The sequence below is a fragment of the Paractinoplanes rhizophilus genome (assembly GCF_042664765.1).
Lineage (GTDB): Bacteria > Actinomycetota > Actinomycetes > Mycobacteriales > Micromonosporaceae > Actinoplanes > Actinoplanes rhizophilus.
Window position 1 is genome coordinate 86,244 of the sequence record NZ_JBHTBJ010000025.1, and the last position, 24,879, is coordinate 111,122.

Consider the following 24,879-nt stretch of genomic DNA (forward strand, 5'->3'; position numbering starts at 1 on the left):
GTGACCACCCCTAGTCCGACTCCGAGGCCAGCTGCAGGCCGTCTGCGATGAGGTTGAAGCAGATGACGGTGAGCAGCACCGCGAGGCCCGGGAACGCCACGACCCACCACTGGCCGATGGTCATCTGGCGAGCGCCCTCCTGGATCATCAGGCCCCAGCTCGGATTGGGCGGCGAGACGCCGACGCCGAGGAAGCTCAGTGCGGCGATCACGATGATCGCCTGAGCCGCGGCCAGCGACGACTGCGCGAGCGTCACCCCGGCGACGTTCGGCAGGATGTGTTTGACCAGAACGCGATATCGCGTCGCGCCGGCGGCCCAGGCCGCCTCGATGAACCGGCTCTCCCGCATCGCCAGCGCCTCGCTGCGGATCAGCCGCATGAATCGGGGCACGTTGATGATCATGACGGCGAGAATCACGTTCTGGAGCTTGTTGCCGGTCAGCGTCACGATCGCGATCGCGATGATCACCAGCGGGAACGCCTGGAAGACGTCCAGCCCGCGCATGACCCGCTCCGGCCACCGCCCCTTCGTGCTGACCAGCAGGCCGAGCGGGACCCCGACCAAGAGCGAGACCAGCGTGCCGATCACCGCCAGCGGCAGATCCCGGCCGGCCGAGGCGATGGTGCGGGAGAACACGTCGAAGCCGTCGCCGTCGGTGCCGAACCAGTGGGCGGCACTCGGCGGCAGGGAGGTGGCCGACGGGTCGGGCGCCGTCGGACTGTAGGGCAGCGGCAACCAGAAGCCGGCCGCGAGGAGCGCCAGGATGACGCCCACCCCGACCAGAATCGCCGGCCGCGAGGTGGCCTTGGTGAGGATCTGACGCCGCCGGGCCGCCCCGGGCGCGATGTTCGCCGCCGCGGCGGCCTCCATTGTCTCACTCATTCGTACCTGACCCGGGGATCGAGAAGCATGATCATGACGTCCAGCAGCAGATAGAGGACGATGGTGATGACGCCGGTGGCCAGCACGAAGCCCTGGATCGCCGGCATGTCCACGGCCAGGATCGAGTCCAGTGCCCACTGGCCGGCGCCCTGCCAGGAGAAGATCGTTTCCACGATCGCCGCGCCGCCGACCAGCGAGCCGAAGAGGATCGCGCCGTAGGTGATGATCGGCGCCCGGGCCTGGAGGTAGGCGTACCGGACGACCTGCCATTCGGAGAGCCCGCATGCCCGGGCGAACTCGACCTGGGGTGAGTTCAGCGCCGGGACCATTGTGGAGCGCGTCATCTTCGCGAAGAACGCCGCGTAGACCACACCGAGCGCGATCACCGGCAACATCAGGTGCCACAGCGCCTGGCCGAACAGGTCGGGCCGGCCGGCCAGCAGGGTGTCGATCAGGAGGAACCGGGTGACCGTCGGTACCGCCTCGGCGCCGAGGCCGATCCGGCCGACCGGCGGCGGCGCCACCCCGGCCAGGTAGAACAGCACGAAGATGAGACCGAGCGCGAGGACGAAGTCGGGCACCGACTGAAGCAGCGAGACGACCGCACGGGAGAACCGGTCGTACCAGCTGCGGCGAAGGTAGGCGCTGATCGTGCCGAGCAGCAGACCGAACACGGCCGCGAAGGCCAGCGCGAGCGCCACCAGCTCGATCGTGGCCGGGAGCCGGTTGCCCAACTCGGTGAGTATCGGCTGGCCGGTGAAGAACGACGTGCCGAGGTCACCCTGGATCGCGTGCCACAGATAGTCGACGTAGCGGACCCCGATCGACCGGTCCAGCCCGAGCCGGTGCTCGGTCGCGGCGATCTCCGCCGGCGAGGCGAAGTTGCCGGCGACCGTCACGGCCGGGTTGCCGGGCATCAGCTCCACCAGGCCGAAGGACAGCGTGATCAGGACGAACAGCGACACCGGCAGGAGGAGCAGCCGTCGGCCGATCAGCTTCAGTACGGTCATATCCACGCCTCCGCGACCCTGGTATGCATCTGGGTCCCCGAACTCGTAGTTGTGGTTATCTATTGCCTGGTCGGTGCACTCATAACCAATCGAGACACCTCGCTAACGTATACAATCTGGCGGCTGTGGCGCCAGACACACACGATTTCATTTCAGCCTGTCGGCTCCGGCTCAGCGGACCGCCCGCCGGAGCGCAGGACCAGCACCACGCCCAGCAGGATGGCCACCGCACCGACCAGCTCGACGGCCCGGATCCGTTCGCCGAGAAAGGCGAAGCCGGCCAGGAAGGCGAAGACGGGAATGAGGAACGCCGAGAGGCTGGCGTGCAGCGCCGTCCCGTGCCGCACCACGATGAGCTGGAGCAGGAAGCTCACCCCTTTCGCCATCGCGCCGCTGTAGATCACCGCCGCCACGAAGATCAGCGTCCAGTTCGCCGCGAGGCCGTGCACCAGATAACTCGCCAGGAGCAGCACCGGCACACCGAGAGCCATCTGCATGGCGAGGAAGGAGGTGACCGGGACCTGCCCCTGCACCGACTTCATCGCCAGCAGCCCGACCGACCAGCCGAACGACCCGAGGAGCATGAACAGGACGCCCAGCACCTCGCCCTGGCCGGTGCCCCAGGCGATGCCGGCGACTCCCGCCAGCCCCAGGAACGCTCCCACCGGGCCGTGCCAGGTGTGCCGATGTCGCAGCACCACCAAGTCCAGGACCAGCGTGATGATCGGCGTGGTCGCCATCAGCAGCGCGGCCACCCCGGCGCTGACCCGCTGAACGCCCAGGCCGACCCCCAGCGACGAGCCCACCGTCATGCCCATCGACACGCCGATCACCCCGGGCAGGGTGTGCCGGGGCAGCCGCAGCGGCTTCCGGCCGGCCCGGGCGGCGATCACCAGCGTCATCAAGCCCACCACGGTGGCCAGCGCCTGGATGGTGAGGGGGTCGGACTCGCGCAGCGCGAACTTCAGCGCCACCATGTTGCATCCGAGGATGGCGGCGATGCCCACCACCAGCGCCAGGACGGTGAGCCGTCCGTGTGGCCCGGCCTCCTCGGCGGGTTCGCCGACCGGCTGGTCCGCCATCCGTTACCAGGTGCGCCGTGGCGGCGACTTGATCTCCAGCCACACCGCTCCCTCGTCCAGAGCCAGCATCTCGTGCGGGACGTCAGGCGGGTGCAGGAAGCCGTCCCCGGCCGACAGCTCGCTCGTCACGCCGCCGATGACCGCGCGCACCCGGCCCCGGACCACGTAGCCGACGCTCTCGTGGTCGTGCACATGCCGGGGCGAGCCCGCGCCCGGCGGCATGGTCACCTCGACCATCAGCATCCGGTCGTGCTCGGCGAGCACCCGTATCTCGGCCGGGGCACTCAACGGCCGCCCCTCGACCCGGTCGATCCGGATCAGCTCCGCGTCCGTGGAGCGGGTCACGCTGCCGGTCATCACAGCTCCCTCAGCAGAGTTCCGAACCCGATCAGCCGGTCGTTGACGCCGTTGGACCGCAGGGCGTGCCACATCGTCGTGGCGTTGATGGCCAGCACGGGTTTGCCCAGCCAGCGCTCCGCCTCATCGGCGAGGGTGAGCATCGACAGGTTCGTGCCGACCTGGATGAAGCCCTCCACGTCGGGCCCGTCCAGGTCGACCAGGGCCTTGCGGAGCCGCTCCTCGGGCACCTCGGAGATCGCGGTGGCGGAGGGGCACTTCAGCCCCTCCAGCCGCACCACGTCCAGCCCGATTTCACCGAAGAACGTCCGCACCTGCGCGTCACCGACCTCCTGGTACGGCGTGACCACCGCGACCCGGCGGATGCCCAGCGCCGCGCAGGCGCGGCCGCAGGCATCGGCGCCGGTCGCCACATCCAGCCCGGACAGCGCCCGCACCTTCTCGGTGAACGCGTCGTTGCCCGCCTTGCCGCCCCAGAACGTCTCCGCCGACATCCCCATGACGAGATAGTCCGGCTTGACGGTGAGCACGTCCCGGACCGCCGTCGCGGTGGTCGCCCGGATCTGCTGGATCAGCTGCTCGAACGCGTCGTCGTCGTCCGCGGTCGGCTGCTCGATATACATGCGTCCGTAGTGGAAAGTGACGCCCGGCGGCCGCATCAGGCTGTAGTCATGCTCGACGACGCTGTTGGTGGACGGGATGATCACGCCCATCTGAGCGCGATATCCCACCGTGTTGGTCATCCGGTCACTCCTTCGGCAGCGTGCTGAGGTAATCCACCACCCGGTGCGATTGCCAGACATCGGCGTACTTGGCGGCGAGGTCGAAGAGGTTCGCGTGGTGCGGGTCGGGGTGCCGATCGCCCACCGCGTCGCGGACCACCAGCGGGATGAAACCGAACTGCAGGGCGTCCACCGCGGAGGCGCGCACGCACCCGCTGGTGCTGTAGCCCATGACGATGACGGTGTCGATCCGGAGCGCCGTGAGTGTCGAGGACAGCGAGGTGCCGAAGAACGCGCTGGCATACTGCTTCACCACGATCGTGTCCCCCGGCTCGGGGGCGACCTCCGGGGCGATCCGGCCCAGGTCGTGGTCGCCGGCGAAGACTGCCAGCGCCGGCACCTTGCGGAAGAAGATGCCGCCGTCTCGGCCGTCCTCGGCGTACCTGACCTGTGTGTAGACCACCGGGATGCCGGCCGCCCTGGCGGCGGCGAGCACGGCGGCGGCCGGAGCCAGCGTGCTCTCCACGGCCGCGTAGAGCGGCGACTCCGGCTCCAGGTACGCCCGCACCATGTCGACGAGCAGCAGCGCGGGCCGGGTGCCGGGATCCAGGGCGGCGTGGAAGCCGGCGGCGGCGTAGTTCGCGTCCAGCTCGGACATCAGCGCTCCCCCGGCCGGCGCCGGAGCGCGGCTACTGCTGCCGCCTGCGCCGCCTCGACGTCACTCTCCCGGCCGCTCACCCAGAGCCGGCCGTACCGGCCGACCGAGGCACAGTTGACCAGCGTCACCGACGCCGCCTTCTCCGCCTCGTTCGCCGCCAGGTTCACGTACGCCGCCGGTGCGCACTCGATCACGGCGAGCGAGTCGCCGGGCACCACCATCGAGCCGCGCCGCGACCGGTTCAACAACTGCGCCTGGTACGCGTGCACGTTGCTGATCCGCTCGGTGGACGTGATCTCCGGAGCCTGGGCGTCGGCCGGGCTCTTGCCGAGGTGGCCCAGGATCGTCTCGCCGGCCATCCGTACCGCGCTCGGATCGAAGCTGTGCACCTCGATCGTGCCGAACTCGCGCTCGACGATCTGCGCTCCGAGGCGCACGTCGGATGACTTCAGCGCGACGTCCACCAGGCGGAAGACCTCGTTGCCCGGGGCGACCTCGACGTACAGCGCGGACATGCCCTTGGTCAACAGATCACCGGAGGTGACCGTGCCGATGTACGCCGCGAATTGCGGCTGGGCCTGGTCGATGAACACGTAGGCACGGATATCGGTCATTGCCGGTCCTCCGTCGCGATGGTGACCGGAGCCCGGTCGTGATATGCCAAGCCGAGCCCGGTGACGAAGAGCGGGTCGCTCGGCACGGTGGTGCGGATACCCGTCGTCTCCGCAACCACCCGGTCGATGCCGGGGAACCGGCAGGTGCCGCCGACCAGGTGGACGGTCTCCACCTCGAACGGCGCGACCACGTCCCGCACGATCACGCCGATCTTCTCGAACACCGGCCGGACGATCGGGAACAGCTCGGCGGCCCGGGCCGGGTCGCGCTTGAGCTCCTCGGCCTCGTCGAACGGCACGCCCAGCGCGCCGGCCAGCACCAGCGACACGTGCGTGCCGCCGGTCGGCTCGTCGGCGACAGTGCACAGTTCGCCGTTCCGGAAGACCGCGATACCGGTGGTGCCGCCACCGACGTCCACGACGGCGCCGTCGGTCACGCCCAGCACCGCGTTCGCCGCGTTCGGCTCGTCCACCAGGCCGGAGCAGGTGAGCCCGGCGCCCTCCAGCACATGCTCCACCGCGCGTACCGAACCGCGTGCGACGCCCGGCGGGAAGCCGCTCGCGGCTTGGGTCAGCGGCCGCCCCAGCCGCTCCTCCACATCGGACTTCAGCGCGCTGAGCAGCCGGACGGCGCCGTGGAAATTCACCACCACGCCGTCCCGCACGACCTTGGCGAACCGGTACGCCCCGGCGACCGGCCAGCCGCGCTCGTCGGTCACCACCACCACCGTGTAGGCGGTGCCGAGGTCCACCCCGACGCGCAGCTCACCGTCGCCGGGCCGGGTCACCGCACCGGCCATCACCTGCCCGGTGCGGGCAAGCAGCTCGTCCAGCGTGCCCGCGGCCGGCGGCCTCACGCCGGCCCCACGGCAACCGATGGAAAAAGACCGGCGCGCGACAGCATCCCCGGCAACGGTTTGCCCAGTCGCTCACTCAGCCACGGGACATGGTCGACCGCGCGCGACAGGTCGATGCCGGTGTGCACGCCCATCCGCTCGAGCATGTACGCGAGGTCCTCGGTCGGCACGTTGCCGGTGGCGGCCGGCGCGAACGGGCAGCCACCGATCCCGCCGAGCGAGGCGTCGAGGGCGCGTACCCCCGCCTCGACGGCGGCGTATGCGTTGGCCAGCCCGGTGTTGCGGGTGTTGTGCAGGTGACAGCGCAGCGGCACGCCCGGCGCCTCACGGGCGGCGGCGGACAGCTTGGCCGTCACGCCGACCGGATCGCCCACCCCGATGGTGTCGGCCAGAGCGAGCTCGTCCACCCCGATCTCGGCGATGCGGGCGGTCAGCCGGGCCACGGTGTCGACGGCCACCTCACCCTCGAACGGGCAGCCCATCGCGGCGCCGATGGTCACCGACCGGCGCATCCCCGCATCCTTCGCCCGACCGGCGATCGCCGCCCACCGCTCCAGTGTCCCCGCCACACCGGTGCCCTGGTTGCGATTGCTGAACGTCTCGGTGGCCACCACGACGAAGTTGATCTCGTCGACGCCGGCGGTCACCGCACGGTCGAAGCCGCGCTCGTTCACCACCAGACCAGCGAACGCCACCCCGGGACGGCGCTGCACGCCCGCCATCACCGCCTCGGCGCCGGCCATCTGCGGGACGTGCCGGGGGCTGACGAAGCTGACCGCCTCGATCCGGCGGGCGCCGACCTCCATCAGCCGATGGATGAGCGCGATCCTCGTCTCGACGTCGAGAACGGTGGACTCGTTCTGGAGCCCATCCCGTGGTGCGACCTCCACGATGTCGACGGTCTCCGGCATCAACCCCTCCTTGCCTCGGTCACACTGTATGCAATCTGAGCCACCGATAGCAATCTTCCCGGCAAAGTGCCTGCGAAGGACCTGCGCGGGGCTTCGCCGCCAATCATTCTGCATACATTAAGCAGAACGCGATCAGCACTCGCGGAGCAGCGACCCCGCGCCGTGGACGCGGTCGGTGACGCCGTGGGACCGCAGCGCGTGCCAAAGCGTGGTCGCGTTGATCGCCAGCACCGGCTTGCCCAGCCAGCGCTCGGCCTCGTCGGCCAGCGCCACCATCGACATGTTGGTTCCCACCTGCACGATCGCGTCGACGTCCGGCCCGTCCAGGTCGCGTAACACCCGGATCAGCCGGTCCGGCGGCACCGCGGCGATGTCCAGCGCCGTCGGGCACCGCAACCCGGCGAACCCCACCACGTCGAACCCGGCTTCGGTGAAGAACCGGGTCACGTTGACGTCGGCGATCGGCTGATAGGGCGACAACACCGCGATCCGGCGCGCACCCAATGCGGTGAGGCCGTCCCGGCAGGAGGTGGCGCCGGTGGACACGCCCAGACCGCCGGACATCCCGGTGACCCGCTGCTCGAAGGCGCGATTGCCCTCGACACCGCCCCAGAAGGTCTCCGCCGACATCCCCATCACCAGGCGGTCCGGCGCGCAGGTCAGCACATCGCGGATCGCCACCGTGAGGGAGGCGCGGATCTGGACGAGCAGAGCCTCGAACTGCTCGTCGTCGGCGATCTGCGGCTGCTCGATATACATCCGGCCGGCATGGAAGGTCACCCCCGGCGGGCGCATCACATTCATGTCGTGCTCGACCACCGTGTTGGTGGACGGCACGATCACCGCCATCTTGGCTCGGTACCCGGTGATGTCGGGCATACGCGCCCCCACTGGAATCCATGGCGGCCGATCCGCCCCGGTGCGCGCGGACAGCGATGCTCAGGGCATGCCGTGCGCATAGTCCAGCGAAGTGTATACAGAATCCGGCGCGTCGCTACCGGCCGTTTCGACCAGAGCAGCGTCGAAGATGTGCCGGGCCGCAAGGATATGTGAGCGCATGACCGACTCGGCCCAGACGCCGTCCTTGACCCGGAACGCCTCGATCAGCTCCCGGTGATGTGCGAAGCTGCGCTCCAGGCCTCGCCGCGAATAGCGCTGGAAGGTGCGGTGCACCAGGGGCACCTGGACTGTCGCCGTGGTCAGCGTACGCAGCAGCGGGCTGCCGGCGGCAACCATGATGAGCTGGTGAAACTGGTTGTTCAGCTCGGCTATCCGGGCGTACGTCTCGTCGGCCGGCAGCGATTCGAGGCACTCGTCCATCGAGTTCGCCAAGGTGGCCATCTCGTCGATGGAGGTCGCCGGCATCCGGGTCGACGCCCGCTTGGCCGCATAGCATTCCAGCAGCGCCCGCATCTCGAAGATGTCGGTGAGCTCGGAGTCGGACCAGGAGGCCACGTGGGCTCCGCGGTTCGGCACGTTCACCACGACGCCTTCGGCGTCCAGCCGGCGCAACGCCTCGCGGATCGGGGTCCGGCTGACCCCGATGGCGCTGCTCAGCTCCTCCTCACGCAGGCGGAGCCCCGCGTGGTACTCACCCGAGGAGATCCGCCGGCGGATCTCCTCGTAGGCGCGATGCGAGGCGGTCGACATCCGGTCCTCCAGCTTCCGGACCCGCTGAACCGCGGATCGCATACAATTTTATGCCAACGTGTCTACGGGGAGACTCCGCAGACACTAGCAATTTCGGTCCCGTCCCGCGCATGGTGGTGGATCAGCCGGGTGCGCCCGGAACTCACGAACCGAACCAGGCGGGCCAAGACGGGTGTCCGCTCGCCGGCTTTGGTCGCCGGTTACCACCGACGACGGCGAGGAGATCCTCGCCGACATCTCGTTCCGTGCGGTCAAAGCGCCTCAGCCCTGAACCGGGGTTCGCTGCGGGCTGGTAGCGGGCGCCCCGAAGTGCACCCCTCCGCCGGACGTCGATGGCCCGAGGTCGTACGCGGTCTCGCCGTGCACGACGAGGTCGAGACCGCCGCGCTCGTCGGCAGGCGCCGCACGGAAGCCGATGGTCTTCTGGAGCAGGGTGGCGAGCAGCCAGGTCACCGTGAACGAGAACATGGCCACCGTCACCGCCGCGAGGGCCTGGCGTCCGAGCAGCGACGGGCCGCCCCCGAACAGCAGCCCGCGCGGGCCGCCGGTGACGGTGGCGGTGGCCAGCAGGCCGATCAGCACGGTGCCGCACAGGCCGCCTACGCCGTGTACGCCGGCCACGTCGAGCGAGTCGTCGTACCCGAGCTTCTGTTTGAGCGTCACCGCGTAGCCGCACGCCACGCCGGCAATGGCGCCGATCGCGAGCGCCCCCATCGGGTTCACCGACCCGCACGACGGGGTGATGCCGACCAAGCCGGCCACCGCGCCCGAGGCAGCCCCGAGTGTGGTGGCCTTGCCGTCGCGCAGGCGCTCGACCACCAGCCAGCCGGCGACGCCGGCCGCGGCCGCCGCCTGGGTGTTGAAGAACGCGATCCCGGCGGACGCGTTGGCGGCCAGCGCCGAACCGGCGTTGAAGCCGAACCAGCCGAACCACAGCAGGCCGGCGCCCAGCACCACCAGCGGCATGTTGTGCGGACGCATCGGCTCGGACCGGAAGCCGAGCCGCGGGCCGAGCACGAGCGCCAGGGCCAGACCGGACGCACCGGAGTTGATCTCGACGACCGTGCCGCCGGCGAGGTCGAGGATGCGCAGGTGCGCCGCGATCCATCCGTCCGGCGTGAACACCCAGTGGGCGACCGGCGCGTAGACCAGGGTGACCCAGGCGGCCACGAACACGATCCAGGTGCCGAACCGGGCCCGATCGGCGATCGCGCCGCTCAGCAGTGCGGCCGTGATGATCGCGAACATCAGCTGGAATCCCGCGAACACGAACGTCGGCGTAGAGCCGGACGCCGACCCCGGGACGATGTTGCCCATGCCGGCGTAGTGCAGGCCGCCGATCAAGCCGGCGCCGGCGTCCGGGCCGAACGCGAGCGAGTATCCGTAGGCGATCCACACCACGGTGACCACGGCCAGGCAGACGAAGCTCATCATCAGCATGTTCAGGCTGCTCATAACGCGCACCATGCCGCCGTAGAAGAGGGCCAGGCCGGGCACCATCAGCAGCACGAGCGCAGCGCTGATCAGCAGCCAGGCGGTGTCTCCGGAGTCGATCGACGCGGGCATGCGGCCTCCACGGCTCGAACAAGTGGACTGTCCGGCCACGCTGCCGCCCACAGAGCCTCACGGCCGTTGATTTCACCTGTGCGGCCCGCAGATTTCGGGGTTGTTACGCCCGACACGATTGCGGTACGCCTCCGACATGTCACGGCGAGGCCGGCGGCGAAGGCGGTTGAAGCCGGAGACCCGTCCATGGGTGAGCGGGTCGGTCACGTCGAGTGCCGGCTGCGCATCGGGTCGGCTGTACCTACCACAATTGGACGATGCTGATCACCATGAGGACCAGGTACAGGAACGTCGCAACGGCGATGGCGCCGAGGTAGACCCGCGACGGCTGGTGTTCCTCGGCGGTGGACCGGATGAGGCTGTAGAGCACCAGCGTTCCCAGCACCGGCATGGAGACGGCCGAGACCAAGCCGGAGATGATGACCAGCGTGACCGGTTGCTCCACCGCCAACAACAGCAACAGCGGGATCAGGGAGAGTACCGCGAGCGACAGCGCGCGGGGGAGGGTCCGTCCGCGGTCCGCGACCACCTCGGCCTCGACCCCCCGCAACCTGGAGACCAGGCGGTGCCCGGTCACATAGGTGCCGTCCAGGACGCCGGCGAACGTGCTGAGGAACGCCGCGATCGCCCCGGTGATGAAGATGACGAATGCCCATTGACCGTACGATCCGGTGAGGATCGTCGACAGCGTGGGGATCACGTCGGCGTTGGTGAGCGTCAGGTGCCGCGGCGCCAGCAGCGCGCCGCCGGCGATCATGAAGCCGCTCGCCACGAAACCGGTGACGACGTAGCCGCTCGCCAGATCGATGCGACCGATCCGGAGGATCCGCGGAGCCTGCCGGGTTCGCTCGAGCATCGTGGTGCTCGTCGAGGTTGCCGGCGCGGTGGTCGGCAGATGCTCCTCCCAATCGGTGCGGCCCTTCTCCAGCACCCAGGTGCTGTACGGAAGGATCAGGTCGGGTCCGGAACCCGCTCCCCACCCCATCAGTGACAGCAGCAGCAGTCCGGCCGAGACGGATGTCGGCAGCGACGAGTCACGCACCAGGTCGAGGGGCGCGGGCCGCGCCAGTATCACGCTGCCGATGACTCCGATCACCAGCAGCAGACACATGATCAGCATGATCTTTTCGAAGCCCTGGTACCGCTGGAAATAGATGAACGCCGCCACCGCGGCCGCCACGATGACCGCCCACACCGACGTGCCGATGACGGAGAACGCCTCATGGAGGCTGGCGGCGGTCAGTCCGAGCAGCCCGGACAGCCCGGTTATGGTCAGCAGAAAGAACACCAACCAGTAACAACTGATCAGGCGGCCCAGCCGGAGATCGTGCCAGAGGTCCACCACCGACCTGCCGGAACGCACCGTCAGATCGAGTACACCGCGATGGATCGCCCACTTGAGGAGCAGGCCCAACCACAGTGCCCACAGGAACGAGTACCCGTGCTCGGCGCCGACCTTCGTCCCGATGACCACCTCCCCGGAGCCGATGGCCGCAGCCGCCCACACCAGACCGGGGCCGCTCAACCGGACCGCGTCGCGAAGCCTTCCGAACATTGCCAACCTCCCCGGTACGACGTGGCGCGACGGCGGTCGCCCGCTCGTCCGCTCCTACGTCATCGGCCGCATTTCGCTTTCATAATTCGTTGCGCAAGTTGTGCCACCGTGGCGGCCGCAAGCACCTCCGGCAAAGGAAGGTCGACCTGGTGGGTCTCCCGGATCAGGCCCGCGAGTCGCACCGCGAACAGGGAATGGCCCCCCAGCTCGGCGAAGTTGTCGTGCACCCCGACCCGGGCGACGCCGAGCAGGTCCTGCCACTGCCGGGCAAGTTGCTCCTCCAAGTCGTCGCGCGGCGCCGCGTACTCGTTCGTCAACGTCGGCCGCGGATGCGGCTCGGTGTCCCGCGGACCGTCGGCCGCCTCTCCCAGCGCCGCGCCCGCGGGCAGGTCGCCCATCGAGCGGCCGAGCTCGGCGGTCACCGCCTCGATCGGTCGAGGGGCCACGATCACCTGCGGGGCGAGGCCGCGATGCAGGATCCGGGCGAAAGCGGCACACCCCTGTTCGGGGGTAAGTCCCTGCCGCGACGTGCCGATCAGGGCCGCCGGGGGCCGGAGCCGGTCGTCGCCCCGGTCCGGTGTGTAAGTGGCGGCGTCCGTCGCGGTGCCGTCGGCGAGGGACGCGAGCCTGGCGGCGAGGCCGGCGGGCCGCTTCATGGTCAAGCCGTCGATCTCCATGAGCACGGCGCCGTCATCACCGGCGAGGATCAGGTCGTACGTCGCGAGGTCCGCTTGCGCCGAGTCGTCCCGCGCTCGGATGTAGCTGGTGAAGGCGGCCGGCAACGGACCGGCAACGGTGATGCGGGCGTACGCCAACGGCATCCGGAACACTGGGCTGAGGTACATGTTCGCGAAACCGGTCGCGATGTCCAGCAGGGTGGGGTGGACATACAGCTGATCGAGGTCCGCGCCGTAGGACGACGGTAGCTGGATCTGCGCGGCCATCCACTCACCGCCGGCCCGGACCTCGCCGAGACACTGTGCGCGAGGCCCCAGCGTCATCGGGCCGGTGTGGCCCGGCACGGCGACGGGCGCCCCGCCGTCGGCGCGAGGTGGCGTCGACGGCCGGTGGTCGCCGGCAACACGGGCGTGCCCGGTGACGTGCTGGATCCAGGTGGCGGTGCCCGGGCGAGGGCTCCGGCTGACGAGGCTCAATCGGTGCCCGTCACCGTCGGGTTCCAGAATCAGGTAAAGCCGCCGCTGGGAGCCCGGGGGGATGACACACGGCGCCAAAAAGGTGATGTCTCGCAACTCGATCGGCCAGCGGTACCCGAGGTCGCGCAACGCGCCGATCACCATCTCCAAGTAGACGGTGCCGGCTACCACCGGATGGCCGTGCATCCGATGCTCGCCCAAAAGCCAATGCCGCTCCGGTGTGAGCTCGGCGCGGTAGACCGTCCGCCCACCGGCGCCGATCTGGCGGGCGTCGAGCAGCGGATGGCCGGCAACCCGCTCCAGCGGGTACCTCGCGTCGGTGAGCGTCTCGGCCAGCGCCGACGCATCGGCCACCATGCCGACGTGCTGCCAGCTGTCCCAGTCGACCGAGACCGTGAGCCTGTCGTCCTGCGGTCCGCGGCGCTGCGCGTAGGCGTCGAGGAAGGCGTTGGCCGCGCAGTAGTCGAGCTGACCCATTCCACCGAAGACGCCAACGGTCGAGGAACACAACACGACAAAATCGACCCGTCGGTCGCGCAGCAGCGTGTCGAGCATCACGGTGCCCTCGACCTTGGTGGCCAGCGTGTCGGCGGCCGAGGCCGAGTCCTTGAGCTGCGCCAAGCCCTCGGCGAGGATGCCCGCGGCGTGGATCACTCCGTCCACCGGACCGAACCGCTCTTCGGCTTGCTCGAGAGCGGCGCGCAGCCGGGGCAGGCTCGTCATGTCCGCGCATACCGGCAGCACCTGCCCGCCGCGGGCCTCGAGGTCGCGGATCACCCGGATCCGTCGGCTCACCCGGTCCTCCGCGTCGTGCGCGACGAGCCAGTCATCCCAGTCGGCGGCGGGCGGAAGCGGGGTCCGACCGACGAGTACGAGGCGCGCACCCACCCGATCCGCCAGGAAGCCGGCCAGCGTCGTTCCGATGCCGCCGAATCCGCCGAGGATCAGGTAATGACCCTGGGGCCGCAGCCCCGCGATCCGGTCGCCGGGCGGGTCCAGTCGCACGGGCCGCAGTTCCGGTAGCCAGCGGCGACGCCCCCGGTACGCCACCACCTGCGGACCCGGCGCGCCGATCAGCTCGCGGACGAGGATGTCCGCCGTCTCCTCCGGATCGTCTTCCCCGGCGCCCAGGTCGATGCAGCGTGTCGTCCATTGCGGATGCTCCTGGGGCAGCACGCGGCACGGTCCGAGGACAGTCGCGTTGGCCGGGATGACGTTCTCGGTCCCGGTGACCGCGAACGCGCCGGCGGTCACGACCGCGAGGTGCAGCGGGCGCACGGCGGCGTGCTCGGCCAGGCACCGCGCGAGCCGGAGCAGGTGGAAGAAGCCGCGCTCCAGGAACGCGCCGGTATCGCCGAGCTCCACGGCGGCGTCGGAGGTGGGCAGCGTGTTCAGGTGCACGACGGTGTCCGGCAGCCGGCCGGAATCTGCCAGATCGGCGAGGACGGCAGCCGGATCCTGCCGCGCGTGGATGGCAACCACATCCTGGCCGAGGTCCGTGAGTCGGCCGGCCAGTGCCCTGCCGACGCCTCGGTTGTCCAGAACGACCAGCCAGGTCGCGCCGGCCGGAGGCCTGGTCTTCGGCGGCGGTACGGCCGTCACCCAGCTCGGCACGGAGAACCAGGTGGAGGGATCGGAACGGCTCGTGACGTCGAGCGGGACGGCCGCGGGCTGCTCCTCGACCCAGTGCCGCCGGCGTTGGAAGGGATATGTGGGTAGCGGGACGCGACGCGCCGACCGGCCACCGCGGACCGCGGACCAGGCGATCGGCACTCCGGCCAGCCACAGCTTGGCCGCCGCGGTCAGCACGGTGGCCATCTCGGGCTGTGCGCCGTACGCCGCCATCGACGCGACCGCGAACCGATCTCCACCGCCGTCCGCCAGGGCCTGCAATGCCGCGCTGGTCAGCGCCTGCCCAGGCCCGACTTCGAGCAGCACGCGGCCCGGTGCCTGCCAGAGCCGGTCGAGGCCCTGCCGGAACCGCACTGGCCAGCACATCTGCCGGCTCCAGTAGTCCTCGTCCAGCGCCTCGTCGTCGGTGATCCAGTCGCCGCTCACATTGGACAGGAACGGCACCCGCGGGCGCGACCGGGCGATGCCGGCCACCAGCGACCGCAGCTCCTCGGCTATCCCGTCCAGAAGCGGGGAGTGGAATGCGTGCCTGGTGCGCAGCGGCCGGGTGGGCACCCCCTCGCCGTGCAGGCGGCGCGCGAGCGCCCCGACCGCGTCCGCCGCACCCGAGACGACGCACAAGGAGGGCCCCTCGTCGACCGCGAGCCAGACTTCGCCGTCCATTCGTTGCTCGACCAACCCGGCGGGCAACGGCACTGCCAGCATTCTCCCGGCCGGGGTTCGCTCGATCAGCCGGGCCCGTTCGGTGACCATCGCCAGGGCGTCTTCCAGCCGGAAGACGCCGGCCAGGCAGGCGGCGGTGATCTCACCGATGCTGTAGCCGAGCATGGCGCTGGGCTCGACACCCCACGCGAACCACATTCGGGCGAGCGCATATTCGAAGGCGAACGTGGCCGGCTGGGCGGTGAGGGTCCGGGTCAACGGGTCTTCGACGGGTTCCGCGGCGCGGCGGCCCAGCAGCGCCGCCAGGTCGAGGCCGGCCGGCTCGGCCGCGGCTCCCATCAGTTCCTTGCGCAGGTCGATGCCGATCAGCGGCCGCAGCAGCTCGGCGCAGGCGTCGAAGTGCTCCCGGAAGACCGGCTGCTCGGCGTAGAGCTCCCGTCCCATGCCCGCGCTCAGATCGCCGACGCCGGGCAGCAGGAGCGCCAGATCCCGGTCCGGCCGGGCCGGCTGGTCCCGGCGCATCCGGCCCGGCGCCCGGCCGACCAGCGCCTCCGCCGCCTCGTTGCGGGCGCGGCCGACCACGGCCGTGCGGTACTCGAACGCCCGGCGGCCGTCCTGGAGGGTGTGTGCGACGTCCGCCAGGGGCACCGACCCGGCCGGCGCGCCGAGAAGGCCGCCGAGCTCGTTCTCCTGCTCCGTCCGGGCTTGGAGGCTGCGGGCCGACAGCGTGATGACCTCCCACCGGGGCGCCGACACGGCTGGTGCCGGCGGCGGGGCCTCCTCCAGTACGACGTGTGCGTTGGTGCCGCCCAGTCCGAAGGAGCTGACGCCGGCCCGCAGCGGCGCCGGCGCCGACCACTCCGTGAGCCGGGTGTTGACCCGGAACGGGGACGAGGCGAAGTCGATCCGCGGGTTGGCCTGCGTGAAGTGCAGGCTCGCGGGAATCTGGCGGTGCCGCAGGGCCAGCACGGTCTTGATCAGGCCGGCGGCACCGGCGGCCACATGGGTATGTCCGATGTTGCCCTTGACCGAACCCAGGGCGCAGAAGCCGGTGGCGTCGGTTGTCATCCGGAACGCGTCGGTGAGCGCGGACACCTCGATCGGGTCGCCGAGGCGGGTCCCGCTGCCGTGCGCCTCGACGTAGGTGATCGTCTCCGCCGGAATCCCAGCCGCCAGCAGGGCGGCTCGGATCGCCCGCACCTGGCCCCAGACGCCGGGGGCGGTGTATCCGACGCGGCGGGCCCCGTCGTTGGTGACTCCCGTTCCGAGAATCACCGCGTGGATCGTGTCGCCGGAGGCCAGAGCGTCGTCGAGCCGGCGCAGCGCGACCACACCGCCACCGCTGCTGCCGACCGCGCCCGCCGCGGCCGCGTCGAAGGGCCGGCAGTGCCCGTCCGGTGAGAAGATGCCACCCGGCTCGTACAAGTAACCCGATCGTTGCGCGGCATGCACCGTGACGCCGCCCGCCAGCGCAAGGTCGCATTCGCCGGCCAGCAGTCCCTGCACCGCGACGTGGGTGGCGACCAGGGAGGTTGAGCAGGCGGTCTGCACCGATAACGACGGACCGCCTAGCCCGAGCTTGTACGAGGCGCGGGTTGCGACGTAGTCCTTCTCGATCCCGAGTTTCGTGGCGAACGGACCGAGCTTTCCCGACGCCGCCGAGCCGGAGCGCAGCCGGGCCCCGTACGTGCTCTCGTGGGTGCCCGCATACACGCCCACTGCGCCGTCGAAGTTCTCCGGGGTGTGTCCGCTGTGCTCCAGCGCCGTCCAGGCCAGCTCCAGGAACACCCGGTGCTGCGGATCCATGGCGGCGGCCTCGGTGGGCGGGATATCGAAGAACGCCGCGTCGAAGCTCTCCGCGTCGGGCAGCATCCCGCGTGCCTTCACGTAGTCGGCCCGGCGAAGCAGGTCCCGGTTCACCCCGGCCGCGCGCAGCTCCGCGTCGGTGAAGAAGGTGATCGACTCCGTTCCGTCGCGCAGGAGCCGCCAATAGGCGTCCAGGTCGGGGGCTCCGGGAAAGCGGCATGCCATGCCGACGATCGCAATCTCGAAGCCGGTCCGCTCAGCCATTGCCGCCTCCCCTCCCCCGGCGCCGCGCCAGCCGTGCCAGCCCGGCTCGTACCGCCGCGCCGTCCGGATCCGCCGATCCCGCCGCACCGTCCGGGGCCGGGGTGTGCGTCCGTCCGGTGTCGACAAGCTCCGCCTGCGACGCCACGGTAGGGAAGGCGAAGATGTCGACGACGTTGACGGGCACCCCGGTGTGCCTGGTGATGGCTTCGGCCAACGGCACGGCCCGCAACGAGTCACCGCCGAGGTCGAAGAAGTTGTCGTGCACGCCGATCCGTTCCCGGCCCAGGAGGTCCTGCCAGATCGCCACAAGGGTCCGCTGCACTTGCGTTCTCGGCGGGGCGAACCCCACCGGCGGCAGCGGCAGCCGCGTATGCAACTCCCGCCGCTGAACTTTGCCGTGCGCGCCGTGCGGGATCTGGCCGACCAGGACGACCCGGCTGGGGATCAACGCCGGCGAGAGGTGTTGCGCGGCGTAGGCGCGGATCTCCCGCTCGGTCGGCTGGGCATCCTCGGCAGGTACGACGGCTACGCCGATGTCCTCGCCGAGGGTGGGATGCGGCAGCGGGAACACGACCGCCTGGGCGACGGCCGGATGGGACTGGAGAACCTGCTCGATCTCGAACGGGGACACCGTGAGCCCGCCGCGGTTGATGGTCTCCTTCGTGCGACCCGCCAGGTACAGGTAACCGTCCTCGTCGAACCGGCCGAGGTCGCCCGTGTGGAACCACCCGTCCACGAACGCCGTCGCGGTTGCCTCGCGGTCATGGTCGTACCCGTCGGCGACGGCGGGGCCGCGTACGACGATCTCTCCCACCTGTCCGACCGGTGCCGGATGGCCGTTGCCGTCCAGGACAGCGACTTCGCAGCCGGCTGGAAGCCCGACCGATCCGGGTTTGCGCGCCCTCGGCGGCAACGGGTTGCTCGCCACCACGGAGGTCGTCTCGGTCATTCCGTACGATTCGATGACCGGCGCCCGGAACGTCTCCGCCAACCTGTCGCGGACGTGCGCGGGAAGTGGGGCGGAGGCCGACCGTACGAAGCGCAGAGTGGTCGCCCCGATCACCTCCCGTTGTCCGCCGGCCCGGGCGAGGATCTCCTGATGGATGGTCGGGACGGCCGAGTACCAGGTGGGCTTGCAGCGGGACATGGCCGCGAAGAACCCGTCCGCGTCGAACCCGGGCAGACAGTCGACCTGTCCGCCCGCGCTGAGCGTCGCGAGTAGCGGCGTGAGCAGGCCATGCGCGTGCGACAGCGGCATGACGTTCAGGCAGCGGTCGTCCTCGGTGAGCTCCAGCCCCGACGCGATGTTCCGCGCGGACAAGCACAGCCGGGCGTGCGAGATGGCGACGAACTTCGGCTCGCCCGTGGTGCCGGAGGTGCGCAGCAGCAGCGCTGCATCGGCGGCCCGCGGCGGCTCGTGCGCGTGTTCCCGGGGATTCCCTCCTTGCAGTCCGGCGCGCGGCGCGGGACCCGTCGGTAGTACCTCGATCACCGGAAGTCCCAGGGTTTCGGCCGCTCGGGCCGCGGCGTTTCCCGCCGTATCCCTGACCACCAGCGCGGTCGCACGCGATCCCCGCAGGTGGCGCACGAGCTCGGCCGGTGGGCCGTCAAGATCGACGGGTACCGCGGTGGCGACGCCCATGACCGAGAGCAGGGTCACCGCGAGGTCCATCCCGTTCGGCAGCGCCACCGCCATCCGATCGGTGCGGGTGAACCCGAGCCCGGCCCAGGCGAGCCTGGCTGCCGCGACGGTCCGCTCCAACTCGCCGTAGGTCACGGACGCCCGGCCGGGAGCGGTCAGCGCCGGTCGGCGCGGCCGGCTGCCCGCTTGGCGGCCGAGAAGGTCGGCGATCGTCTCCGACGCCGTCATGACAACTCCAAGCGCAGGTACGGCGGATCGGTGCGGGGGGCGGCATACCGCGCCGGCAGGGCGAGCACGGCGTGATCCCCGTTGCGGGACACTTCCTCGAACCCCAGGAACTTGTATGTCACGTACATCATGCGGTTACGCCCGTTGTCGACGAACTCGCCGTACAAGGTCGCGCCCGCGCGGTGCGCCAGGCGGATGACGTGGTTGAGCATCACCGTGCCGACACCCCGCGACACGACCCGGCACGACATCAGAAGCAGCCGCAGGCGCCACTCGCGCGGTTGGCATTCGACCAGTGCAAGGCCTATCGTCCCGTAACTGCCGAAGCGGTCGTCCAATGACGACATCAGCAGCATGTGATCGTCTCGCGCGCGCAGCTCCTGCAGCTCCTCATAGGAGTACGTCCGCCCCGTCGAGTTCAGTTGGTGGGTGCGGACCGTCAAGTCCTCGGCACGGCGCACGTCCTCGCCCCGGGCCGGCCAGATCCGGAAGCTCATGTTCAGGGTGGCGAGGAACTCCTCGCTGGTGCCGACGAACTCCGCCTCCTCGGCCTTGCGTGCCGCATCCGCCAGGTAGAGCTGTCGGCGCCGACGGGACTCATCGGTGATGAACCGTGGTAGGAACTCCGGCCGGGTGGCGACCGCGGCGTGAACGTCCTGGACCGGGATGGTGAGCACCTCGGGATGGGCGAAGGCCACCTCGGCCAGCTCGAACGGCTGGTCGTCGACGAACGCGAGACTGTCGAGCCCGAGGTTCAGAGAACGCGCTACCTGTGCCACCGACTCCGACTTGGGCCCCCAGCTGATCTGGGGGTAGAGGAACTGCGTCCCCAATCCGGCGTCCGCGATCCGGCTCATGGCGGTGTCGTGGTCGTTGCGGCTGGCGACGGAGTTGAGGATGCCGCGCTCGTCGAGGGTGTGCAGGGTCTGCAGAACCCGCTCGTCGACCACCACCTTGGGGTCTTCGAGCAGGACACCGCGCCACAGCGTGTCGTCCAGGTCCCACACCACGCACTTGATCCGCCCGCGCTCGGGCGACGGGCCTTCCTGGTCGCCGGTCACGACGAGCTCCGTCCCCGGTAGGCGGCAGCGGCGATCACCAGCTGCTGGATCTCCGAGCTACCCTCGATGATCTCCATGACCTTGGCGTCCCGGAAATATCGGGCCACGTCGCTGCCGTCGGAGCACCCACTCGCGCCGTGGATCTGCACGGCTTCGGTGGCTGCCCGCATCGCGGCGGTGGAGGCGAAATATTTGGCCATGAAGACCGCCGTGGTGCCCTCGGGATCGCCGGCGTCCTTCAGCGTTGCCGCCCGCTCGCACAGCAGGCGGGCCGCGACCGTCTCGGTCGCCATGTCGGCTATCTTGCGCCGGACGAGCTGGTGATCGCTCAGCGCGACGCCGTCCGGCCGGCGTCGGGCGGAGTGATCCAGCGACGCGTCGAGACAGGCCTGCAGAAGGCCCACGCAACCGGACGCGACGCTCAGCCGACCGATGTCCAGCGCACCGGCGATGACGGTGGGCAGCGCGAAGCCGTCCGGCCCGACCAACGCGTCGGCCGGCAGGGCACACCCGTCGAGGTCGACCTGGGCGACCATGCTCGCCCGGGTGCCCAACAGGCCGGTGACCGGAGTGACGCACAGCCCGGGCACGTCGCGGGGCACGAGGAACGCCGACACCCCACGGTCGGTACGGCATATGACCAGGAACAGACCGGCGACCTGGCCGCCGGTGACCCACCTCTTCTGGCCGTGCAGAACCCAGCCGTCGTCGCGACGGGTGGCCGTCGCGGCGACCGACGCCGCGTCGCTGCCTGCCATCGGCTCGGTGAGGCAGAAGGAGGCCAGTATCTCGCCCCGGCCCAGCAGACCGAGCCACCGGTCCCGCACGTCCGGTTCGGCCCACCGCAGGACCGACCAGCTGACCATGCTGTGCACGGTCAACAGGCTCCGAACCGACGAGCAGGCCCGACCGACCTCCTCGTGCAACACCGACATCGCCCGCAGGTCGCAGCCGAGGCCGCCCGAGGTCGTCGGCACGACGGCACCCAAGACACCGGACTGCGCGAGCCGCTCAAGCGTGCGAGGCGGAGTCCGCTGCTCCGCGTCGAACTCGGCCGCGTACGGCGTCAGCTCGGCATCGACGAACGCGCGAGCGCCGGCTCGGTGGCCGAGTGAGTCGAGGGTCACCACGATCGGACCCGTTCCTTGTCCACCGCTCACCGTCCCGCCCCGCCGGCCGGCAACTGCCGTTCGACGAGGCCGGTCATGGCCTTGACCGTCCGAAAATTGTCGATCCTCAGCTCGTCGTTGGGTATCGCGATGGCGAAGTGGCGCTCGATGAAGACCACCAGCTCCATCGCGAACAACGAGTTGACATAGCCCAGCGCGAAGATGTCGTCGTTGTCGCCGATGTCAGCCGTGGGATATCTGGCCGCTATGAAGTTTCGGATGTCGCCATCGACAGACGTCACCACTTACCTCGTTTCCGTTGCGCTAGGCATAGGAGAAGAAACCTTGACCACTCTTCCTCCCGTGCAGGCCCGCATCAACCATTCTTCGCAACAACGGACACGGTCGGTACTTGCTGTCGCCAAAATTCTCATACAGGACCTCGATACTGTAGAGAATCGTGTCCACGCCGATCAGGTCAGCCGTGGCCAGTGGGCCCATCGGATGACCGAAACAGGACACGAACACCCGGTCCACGGTCGCGGCATCGGCGACGTTCTCGTAAACGAGGCAGGCCGCCTCGTTGATGGTCAACATCAGGACCCGATTGGAGACGAAGCCCGGGCTGTCGCCGACGCTTATCGCCTCCTTGCCGATGGAAGCCAGCAGCTCGCGGGTCTCCCGTACGGTCTCCTCCGACGTGTGGAAGCCCGGGATCAACTCGACGGTGCCCTTCGCCGGGACCGGATTCATGAAGTGGATGCCGATGACCTTCCCGGGTCGCCGGGTGACCGCCGCGATGCGCGTTATCGGGATCGCCGAGGTGTTCGCCGCGAGGATGCACTCGTCCCCGCAGACGTCGTCCAACTGCCGGTACACCTGCTCTTTCACGTCCCACTTCTCGGTTACGTTCTCGATGACGTACCCGGCCTTGCCAAGCTCGGTGCAGTCGGCGGAGAAGCGCACGGCGCCCATGACCTGATCCGGCTGGGCCGACACGTCCGATCCGCCGTACAGGCGTTGTAAGCGAACGTTCTGCGCGAGTTGCCGTCGCGCCCGCTCGATCACTCGATCATCGAGATCGACCACGATGACCTCGTGGTCGTGCTCGGCGAGAACCTGGGCAACGCCGATGCCCATAACGCCGGCACCCACAACTCCGACAAGACCCACGTGCCGTTCCCTTCATAGGTCAGGCTTCAGGTGCGACAGATCATTCAGACGTGTGTCAAAGGCAATTTCGGATCAGCGGCGAGCATAACAGAGACATTGACGGACGTGAGGGTCTCTGCCCAATATCCGGGACGGGGCTCCCGGCCCGGTTCGCGGCCGTTCGGAGATCGTCGGGCACCGGCCGAATTGATCAATGAGACCGAGGTGCCAGGCGCCGGGCGCCGCCGGCCGCGCCATTTGCGCACTCACCCGCTGCGCTAGAGTCCTCCCCATGCGCTCCGTTCCGGAATTCCTGCTCGTCGCCATCATCGTGACCATCACGCCCGGTCCAGGAACAGTCGCGATCATGCGGGTAGCGGTGCGCGACGGTCGCCGATCCGCCTTCAGCGCGGTCGTGGGTAACAGCATCGGACTGTTCACCTGGGCGCTCCTGTCGGCCCTCGGCATCTCCTCATTGATCATCGCCTCCGAGGTGGCGCACACCGTGTTACGCATCGGCGGCGCCATCTTCCTCGTCGCCCTCGGCGTGCGATCGCTGCTGCTGCTCGGCGGGGCGAAGGCCGACGACCTGCTCGAGCCGGCCGCCCGCCCCGCCCGCTCCGGACGCTCCGGACGCTCCGGACGAGCGGGATGGCAGATTGGCCTGGCGACCAGCCTGTCGAACCCGAAGCTGGCGCTGTTCTTCATAGCCTTGTTCCCGCAGTTCCTCACCCCGGGCACCGCCGTGCTGCCGGCGAGCGCGCTGATGGCCGTTGTCGTCGTCACGCTCGACCTGCTCTGGTTCGGGGCCATCATCCTCGCGGTCGAGCGGGCGACCAGGGTGCTGCGGCCGCGAGTCAGGCACGTCATGGAGCGCGTGGCCGGTGGGGTCCTGGTGGGCGTGGGGGTCGCCCTTGCCGTCGAGGCTTAGTACGGCTTCGGCGGATCGTGTGGTGACGGCTGCGCAGAGCGTCGCCGCGGCTGGAGTCCGGCCGGGCATGCCGGCGACGTGACCGCGGACGCGCAGGTATGTGCACGTTCACATCGCGGCTCTCGCGTGAGAGGTGTTCGACTGATTCAGGGCCACCGAAGAGCGGGCTGAAAAGCTGTTATGCCGGGCTCTCCAGAATGGTCAGAGATACTCATTAGCTACGCCCCAGCCTGCGCCTATTCGGTCAGAAGTCCTCTCTTGATTTACCCGAAACAGTCTGGAAATGTAGACGTCCACGAATGCACGGACACCAGCACCCGATGCGTCCAGCTGATCTGTGAACGTTAACTACCGCTCCTGGCCATCAGGACACAGGCGCCGGGCGGGATCGGGTCAACCCCAACCGAAGGAGTGGCTGTGGAAGACCTCGGCGGCTCGCCCCCGACTGACGTCCGGCGCCGATGGATGGCGATATTGGCGGCCGGAGCCACCATGCTGGCCGCCGGGGTGCTCGCGGTGATGACCGCGTCGTCGGCCTCGGCCGCGACGGTCGACACCGGCGCCTGGTACACGCTGATCAACCGGAACAGCGGCAAAGCCCTCGACGTGTGCGGCGTGTCCACGTCGGACGGCGCATGTGTGCAGCAGTACACCAGCTCGGGCGGAGCCAACCAGCAGTTCCAGTTCGTGGACTCGGGCAACGGCTACTACCGGCTCCGGGCGAAACACTCCGGCAAGGTGCTCGACGACTACAACTTCTCGACCGCCAACGGCGCCGCCGTCGTGCAGTGGACCGACGGAAACGGCACCAACCAGCAATGGCGCCTGGCCGACTCCGCCGGCGGGTACATCCGCCTGATCAACCGCAACAGCAACAAGGCCCTCGAGGTACAGAACGCCGCGACCACCGACGGCGCCCCGGTGGTCCAGTACGACGACTGGGGCGGAACCAACCAGCAGTGGCAACTCGTCCCGGTCGGCACCTCGACACCCACCACCCCGCCCACCGGCGGGACGTCGACCTTCAGCAATCCGGTGGTGTGGCAGGACTTCGCCGACGGCGACATCATCCGGGTCGGCGACGTCTACTACTACTCGGCGTCGACGATGCATTACTCGCCGGGAGCGCCGATCCTGCGTTCCTACGATCTGGTGAACTGGGAGTACGCCGGGCACTCGGTGCCCCGGCTGGACTTCGACTCCGCCGCCTACGACCTCAGCGGCGGCCGCGCGTACGTCAAAGGTATCTGGGCGTCGGCGTTCAACTACCGGCCGAGCAACAGCACCTATTACTGGCTGGGCTGCACCGAGTTCAACCGCACCTACGTGTACACGTCGGCGTCGGTCAGCGGCGGCTGGGCGAAGAAGGCCC

21 protein-coding genes are annotated in these 24,879 nt (G+C 69.6%); 2 read left to right on the forward strand and 19 right to left on the reverse strand.

Annotation, left to right across the window (positions count from 1 at the left end; genetic code table 11):
• Positions 1-10: 10 nt before the first annotated feature.
• From ACFQS1_RS27595 to ACFQS1_RS27685, 19 genes are all read right to left on the reverse strand, one after another.
• Positions 11-883, reverse strand: a complete 873-nt coding sequence (locus ACFQS1_RS27595; RefSeq protein WP_378973781.1) for an ABC transporter permease — start codon at positions 881-883, stop codon at positions 11-13.
• Positions 880-1,893, reverse strand: coding sequence for an ABC transporter permease (locus ACFQS1_RS27600; protein WP_378973783.1), 1,014 nt, complete (start codon positions 1,891-1,893; stop codon positions 880-882). Before ACFQS1_RS27600 ends, ACFQS1_RS27595 begins: the two co-directional genes overlap by 4 nt.
• A 152-nt stretch (positions 1,894-2,045) precedes the next feature.
• Positions 2,046-2,975, reverse strand: a complete 930-nt coding sequence (locus tag ACFQS1_RS27605; RefSeq protein WP_378973786.1) for a DMT family transporter — start codon at positions 2,973-2,975, stop codon at positions 2,046-2,048.
• A 3-nt stretch (positions 2,976-2,978) separates the two neighbouring features.
• Entirely contained in the window at positions 2,979-3,332 is a 354-nt protein-coding gene (locus tag ACFQS1_RS27610; protein ID WP_378973788.1) for a cupin domain-containing protein, read from the reverse strand.
• A complete protein-coding gene (locus tag ACFQS1_RS27615; RefSeq protein WP_378973790.1) occupies positions 3,332-4,075 on the reverse strand; it encodes a maleate cis-trans isomerase family protein in 744 nt (247 codons plus the stop codon). The genes ACFQS1_RS27610 and ACFQS1_RS27615 overlap by 1 nt, the downstream gene beginning before the upstream one ends.
• A 4-nt stretch (positions 4,076-4,079) precedes the next feature.
• Positions 4,080-4,712 (reverse strand): isochorismatase family protein, encoded by a 633-nt coding sequence (locus ACFQS1_RS27620; protein ID WP_378973793.1) that lies wholly within the window; start codon positions 4,710-4,712, stop codon positions 4,080-4,082.
• On the reverse strand, positions 4,712-5,326 hold the full coding sequence (locus tag ACFQS1_RS27625; RefSeq protein ID WP_378973795.1) for a BMC domain-containing protein: 615 nt from the start codon (positions 5,324-5,326) through the stop codon (positions 4,712-4,714). Before ACFQS1_RS27625 ends, ACFQS1_RS27620 begins: the two co-directional genes overlap by 1 nt.
• A complete protein-coding gene (gene eutJ / locus ACFQS1_RS27630; protein ID WP_378973798.1) occupies positions 5,323-6,183 on the reverse strand; it encodes an ethanolamine utilization protein EutJ in 861 nt (286 codons plus the stop codon). The genes ACFQS1_RS27625 and eutJ overlap by 4 nt, the downstream gene beginning before the upstream one ends.
• Positions 6,180-7,094: a hydroxymethylglutaryl-CoA lyase gene (locus ACFQS1_RS27635; protein ID WP_378973800.1), complete on the reverse strand. Its 915-nt coding sequence runs from the start codon at positions 7,092-7,094 to the stop codon at positions 6,180-6,182. Before ACFQS1_RS27635 ends, eutJ begins: the two co-directional genes overlap by 4 nt.
• A 132-nt stretch (positions 7,095-7,226) precedes the next feature.
• On the reverse strand, positions 7,227-7,973 hold the full coding sequence (locus ACFQS1_RS27640; RefSeq protein WP_378973802.1) for a maleate cis-trans isomerase family protein: 747 nt from the start codon (positions 7,971-7,973) through the stop codon (positions 7,227-7,229).
• 60 nt (positions 7,974-8,033) lie between these two features.
• Entirely contained in the window at positions 8,034-8,786 is a 753-nt protein-coding gene (locus tag ACFQS1_RS27645) for a GntR family transcriptional regulator (protein WP_378973805.1), read from the reverse strand.
• 219 nt (positions 8,787-9,005) lie between these two features.
• Positions 9,006-10,310 (reverse strand): ammonium transporter, encoded by a 1,305-nt coding sequence (locus tag ACFQS1_RS27650; RefSeq protein ID WP_378973807.1) that lies wholly within the window; start codon positions 10,308-10,310, stop codon positions 9,006-9,008.
• Between the two features lie 241 nt (positions 10,311-10,551).
• Positions 10,552-11,865, reverse strand: a complete 1,314-nt coding sequence (locus ACFQS1_RS27655; protein ID WP_378973810.1) for an Nramp family divalent metal transporter — start codon at positions 11,863-11,865, stop codon at positions 10,552-10,554.
• Positions 11,866-11,924: 59 nt separating this feature from the next.
• Positions 11,925-17,384 (reverse strand): type I polyketide synthase, encoded by a 5,460-nt coding sequence (locus ACFQS1_RS27660; protein WP_378973812.1) that lies wholly within the window; start codon positions 17,382-17,384, stop codon positions 11,925-11,927.
• On the reverse strand, positions 17,377-19,254 hold the full coding sequence (locus tag ACFQS1_RS27665) for a non-ribosomal peptide synthetase (RefSeq protein WP_378973815.1): 1,878 nt from the start codon (positions 19,252-19,254) through the stop codon (positions 17,377-17,379). Before ACFQS1_RS27665 ends, ACFQS1_RS27660 begins: the two co-directional genes overlap by 8 nt.
• Positions 19,251-20,315, reverse strand: coding sequence for an HAD-IIIC family phosphatase (locus tag ACFQS1_RS27670; protein ID WP_378973817.1), 1,065 nt, complete (start codon positions 20,313-20,315; stop codon positions 19,251-19,253). The genes ACFQS1_RS27665 and ACFQS1_RS27670 overlap by 4 nt, the downstream gene beginning before the upstream one ends.
• Positions 20,312-21,445: an acyl-CoA dehydrogenase family protein gene (locus tag ACFQS1_RS27675; protein WP_378973819.1), complete on the reverse strand. Its 1,134-nt coding sequence runs from the start codon at positions 21,443-21,445 to the stop codon at positions 20,312-20,314. Before ACFQS1_RS27675 ends, ACFQS1_RS27670 begins: the two co-directional genes overlap by 4 nt.
• A 26-nt stretch (positions 21,446-21,471) precedes the next feature.
• Positions 21,472-21,726 (reverse strand): acyl carrier protein, encoded by a 255-nt coding sequence (locus ACFQS1_RS27680; RefSeq protein ID WP_378973821.1) that lies wholly within the window; start codon positions 21,724-21,726, stop codon positions 21,472-21,474.
• A gap of 22 nt (positions 21,727-21,748) precedes the next feature.
• Complete coding sequence (locus tag ACFQS1_RS27685; RefSeq protein WP_378973824.1) at positions 21,749-22,597, reverse strand: 3-hydroxyacyl-CoA dehydrogenase family protein; 849 nt, start codon at positions 22,595-22,597, stop codon at positions 21,749-21,751.
• Between the two features lie 271 nt (positions 22,598-22,868).
• Here ACFQS1_RS27685 and ACFQS1_RS27690 point away from each other — a divergent pair, with 271 nt between their 5' ends.
• Both ACFQS1_RS27690 and ACFQS1_RS27695 read left to right on the forward strand, forming a co-directional pair.
• On the forward strand, positions 22,869-23,507 hold the full coding sequence (locus tag ACFQS1_RS27690; RefSeq protein WP_378973826.1) for a LysE family translocator: 639 nt from the start codon (positions 22,869-22,871) through the stop codon (positions 23,505-23,507).
• A 465-nt stretch (positions 23,508-23,972) separates the two neighbouring features.
• Positions 23,973-24,879, forward strand: a 907-nt coding sequence (locus tag ACFQS1_RS27695; RefSeq protein ID WP_378973834.1) for an RICIN domain-containing protein, incomplete at its 3' end; no start/stop codon positions are given.

Excerpts from the sequence above, each read along its gene's own strand:
- ACFQS1_RS27595 (WP_378973781.1), bottom strand. The coding sequence starts at position 883 with ATGAGTGAGACAATGGAGGCCGCCGCGGCGGCGAACATCGCGCCCGGG.
- ACFQS1_RS27600 (WP_378973783.1), bottom strand. The coding sequence starts at position 1,893 with ATGACCGTACTGAAGCTGATCGGCCGACGGCTGCTCCTCCTGCCGGTG.
- ACFQS1_RS27605 (WP_378973786.1), bottom strand. The coding sequence starts at position 2,975 with ATGGCGGACCAGCCGGTCGGCGAACCCGCCGAGGAGGCCGGGCCACAC.
- ACFQS1_RS27610 (WP_378973788.1), bottom strand. The coding sequence starts at position 3,332 with ATGACCGGCAGCGTGACCCGCTCCACGGACGCGGAGCTGATCCGGATC.
- ACFQS1_RS27615 (WP_378973790.1), bottom strand. The coding sequence starts at position 4,075 with ATGACCAACACGGTGGGATATCGCGCTCAGATGGGCGTGATCATCCCG.
- ACFQS1_RS27620 (WP_378973793.1), bottom strand. The coding sequence starts at position 4,712 with ATGTCCGAGCTGGACGCGAACTACGCCGCCGCCGGCTTCCACGCCGCC.
- ACFQS1_RS27625 (WP_378973795.1), bottom strand. The coding sequence starts at position 5,326 with ATGACCGATATCCGTGCCTACGTGTTCATCGACCAGGCCCAGCCGCAA.
- ACFQS1_RS27635 (WP_378973800.1), bottom strand. The coding sequence starts at position 7,094 with ATGCCGGAGACCGTCGACATCGTGGAGGTCGCACCACGGGATGGGCTC.
- ACFQS1_RS27640 (WP_378973802.1), bottom strand. The coding sequence starts at position 7,973 with ATGCCCGACATCACCGGGTACCGAGCCAAGATGGCGGTGATCGTGCCG.
- ACFQS1_RS27645 (WP_378973805.1), bottom strand. The coding sequence starts at position 8,786 with ATGCGATCCGCGGTTCAGCGGGTCCGGAAGCTGGAGGACCGGATGTCG.
- ACFQS1_RS27650 (WP_378973807.1), bottom strand. The coding sequence starts at position 10,310 with ATGCCCGCGTCGATCGACTCCGGAGACACCGCCTGGCTGCTGATCAGC.
- ACFQS1_RS27655 (WP_378973810.1), bottom strand. The coding sequence starts at position 11,865 with ATGTTCGGAAGGCTTCGCGACGCGGTCCGGTTGAGCGGCCCCGGTCTG.
- ACFQS1_RS27660 (WP_378973812.1), bottom strand. The coding sequence starts at position 17,384 with ATGGCTGAGCGGACCGGCTTCGAGATTGCGATCGTCGGCATGGCATGC.
- ACFQS1_RS27665 (WP_378973815.1), bottom strand. The coding sequence starts at position 19,254 with ATGACGGCGTCGGAGACGATCGCCGACCTTCTCGGCCGCCAAGCGGGC.
- ACFQS1_RS27690 (WP_378973826.1), top strand. The coding sequence starts at position 22,869 with ATGCGCTCCGTTCCGGAATTCCTGCTCGTCGCCATCATCGTGACCATC.